The organism is Bacillus sp. NPDC060175 (assembly GCF_042728695.1).
In the GTDB taxonomy this organism is placed as follows: domain Bacteria; phylum Bacillota; class Bacilli; order Bacillales; family Bacillaceae_G; genus Bacillus_A.
In genome coordinates, this window is record NZ_JBHWYR010000174.1 from 1 (window position 1) to 2,793 (window position 2,793).

The window sequence follows — 2,793 nt, forward strand, 5'->3', positions numbered from 1 at the left end:
TATACTTTTATTATATAAATTGAGGATATCAGGGGATTCGGTGAGAAGTCAATGTTTAAGGGGAAATGAATGTAAACTAATATCTAAAAGTTTACTTTCATAAAAATAGAAAATCGAGCGAAGCGACAACCGTTTAGGACGAAGAAATGAAATTTTGAGGACAAAAAAATGGTAAAGGTACTAGGAAACTTCCTAGTAAGTCAAAAAGAATAAAAAAGAGTCCTTTTTACAGGGCTCTTTTTTATTTAATAGGAACATTTAATTTAAAAATTTCTTCTTGTTATTTTTGATGTAGTTAATGACAATTACAAAGTAAATAACAGCTATAAGATTAATTATGCTTAATGTTAGACCAGATAGATTGGACCAAGGAAGTACAAAAAGCCAAAATACTACTAAAATTGAACTCAATACATATAACCATTTGAATCGATCTGTCATTTTTAATTCCCCCAGTTTCCCTTCTTTGATGATTTTATCTTTCAAGCAATCATCTCCTTTAATTAATTCATCAATGCTAATGTTGAATAACTCACTTAATGTAATAAGTGTTTCAATATTTGGATAGCCTTTTTCAAGCTCCCATTTAGAAATCGATTGTCTGCTTATGTTTAATTTAAGGGGTCCCGCCAACATAACGCGAATTTCGTACGCTAAGGAATTATTCGGTGTCTTTTTTTAACATGTCGATTAATAAAACAAATTATAAAAATAACTCGTTATACTTCCATGTACCCTAGCTGATATAATATATAAGGCAATTATTGGTTAATTAATAGCGCACATATATTAGGGAGGTACATAAGTCATGGAGCTAATAATTTTTTCATTTGTATTAGTGGTAATATTCTTTATTCTTTCGATATCTTTAAGTGGTAAAGGTCAGCGAATAGCAAAAGAAGTTTTAAAAGAGCTTATTAATGGTCCTGAGGGGAAAATGTTGGTAGGTTTTTTTGGATCTGCAGCAGTTACAGGAGTAATTTTTGTCATTTGGCTTTTATTGAACTAAGCATTCCAGTTACTCTGGCTGATACAAGGTGCAAGAAAATTACTGGATAATTAAAGGTACATATATATTAGGAGGTACATAAGTCATGATAGATATAATCACGTCATTTTTTTTACTAGTTATATATTCTATTCGTTATCTATTTTCAACAGGCAAAAATAGGAAAAAGGCAAAAGCAGATTTAAAAGAATTTTGGACTGATACTGATGGGCAAATATTATTAGGTGCTGCTATGGGACTGGCTGTAATAATTTTTGGTTATTTGTTTATGACGCAAATAAATTTTTAACTAAGAAGAAAATCATTAAGGGGTAGCACCACATTTCGCGGATTTCGTACGTTTAGATTAACCAACAAATGGGTTTGATCCACTAGTTTTTTTAAAAAACCCTATAGTTATTACGACTGAGGTAGATTCACCAGTACCAAATGGTCCCTAAAACGGTCGTTTAAGGAACTTTATTTACTTCTATCAAAACTGACTGAAGTATGTTTAAAATTTAGTTCCAAAACTCATTACCAAAAACAAAGTATCATACTAAACAACAAATATCGTTTATGGGACCTTCTTAACGTACGGAAAAAGCAAGTTTTTTATATGAAAAATTCCTTAACGTACGAAATCCGCGTTTTGTTGGTGAGACCCCTTTAAGTGCTAATTCTTCTTGTGATAAGTTGTGCTTTAAGCGTTCTTCTTTTAGCTTTTTATAAAACTCCATGATTTCAACTCCTATAATTTTAATTTTATTACAGCTTATAAAAATTGGTAAGAATCGCAAAGTAGAATGATGTAACTTGAGAGTAGCAAAGGTTTGGAACAGGTGGTTGCATGTGTTGGTCAATCAAAACGGACCTAGCGAAGCGAAGGGAGTATTTGACTTGACCAACTGGACTACACCCGAACCCTCTTGGCATTGAACAAACCACCGTTTGTTCCTGCCAACCGGCGAGGGAGCCCCTCAAGGATTGAGGGGTTGGGGAGTTCGCTGAAGGGGGTCTGGGGAAGAGTTCCCCAGTGGGTTTGGGCAAAGCCCAAGGTTTGTTTTTGCCATGCTGGGCATGGATCGGCAAAGCCGAAAAGCGTCGCAGACCCCTATTGATTTTGATGCGAAAGCGTCAAAATACGTATAGGGTTACTTTAATTGACTCCATTTCGTCGCTTTGCTAGACTTATGGTATCAATTAATCTAGGGAAAGTGGTGGCATTTTATGTTGGGGTCTATCTCATTTAACCAATCTCACCAAAGTTCATTGAGCCACAATAACAGAGAAAACATTCATGGGAATCCTGGTATAGATCCATCCAGGTCAGAGGAGAATATTTACTTTGTTCAAAAGGACATCCGAAGTGTATACAAGGATATCTTTCAAGAAGCAGTGGACAAGTATAACGAGAAACAAAAACGGAATGACCGTAAGATTGATGACTACTATGACAAAATACATAAAGACGATAAGACACATGAGCAACGAGAATTGGTTGTAGCGATTGGGGAAGGCAAAGACGACCCAAAGTATAGGGAAGCTAAAAAGGAAGCACTGAAGCGCTATGCTGAAGCTTTTCAAGAGCGAAATCCAAACCTAGCGGTTTATAACATGGTTTTACATGATGATGAAGCGAATCCGCATTTACATATTAACTATGTACCGAATTTCGAAAGTAGTCGAGGATTAACGAGGCGTGTCGGAATGGATAGAGCCTTGCAACAACAAGGTGTAGAAGGAACGGGAAGAAAGTTAATTGCACATTGGAGAGAATTAGAAACGGCCTATATTGAGCAATT

General features: G+C 35.3%; 5 protein-coding genes. 3 read left to right on the plus strand and 2 right to left on the minus strand.

Annotated elements, in window-relative coordinates; translation table 11 throughout:
• Positions 1-258 precede the first annotated feature (258 nt).
• Entirely contained in the window at positions 259-636 is a 378-nt protein-coding gene (locus ACFWDE_RS30250) for a helix-turn-helix domain-containing protein (protein ID WP_377896362.1), read from the minus strand.
• Positions 637-808: 172 nt separating this feature from the next.
• Between ACFWDE_RS30250 and ACFWDE_RS30255 the strand changes: the two genes are divergently transcribed.
• Complete coding sequence (locus tag ACFWDE_RS30255; RefSeq protein ID WP_016084107.1) at positions 809-1,009, plus strand: hypothetical protein; 201 nt, start codon at positions 809-811, stop codon at positions 1,007-1,009.
• A gap of 85 nt (positions 1,010-1,094) precedes the next feature.
• The gene (locus tag ACFWDE_RS30260) at positions 1,095-1,298 is read left to right on the plus strand and encodes a hypothetical protein (RefSeq protein WP_377896363.1); all 204 of its coding nucleotides are present in this window, start codon (positions 1,095-1,097) and stop codon (positions 1,296-1,298) included.
• Positions 1,299-1,578: 280 nt separating this feature from the next.
• Here the strand turns inward: ACFWDE_RS30260 and ACFWDE_RS30265 are convergent, their stop codons facing one another.
• Positions 1,579-1,728 (minus strand): hypothetical protein, encoded by a 150-nt coding sequence (locus ACFWDE_RS30265; RefSeq protein WP_377896364.1) that lies wholly within the window; start codon positions 1,726-1,728, stop codon positions 1,579-1,581.
• 490 nt (positions 1,729-2,218) lie between these two features.
• On the opposite strand from ACFWDE_RS30265, the gene ACFWDE_RS30270 reads away from it, so the two are divergent.
• Positions 2,219-2,793 (plus strand): plasmid recombination protein (locus ACFWDE_RS30270; protein ID WP_377896365.1); only part of this gene is annotated, 575 nt, incomplete at its 3' end.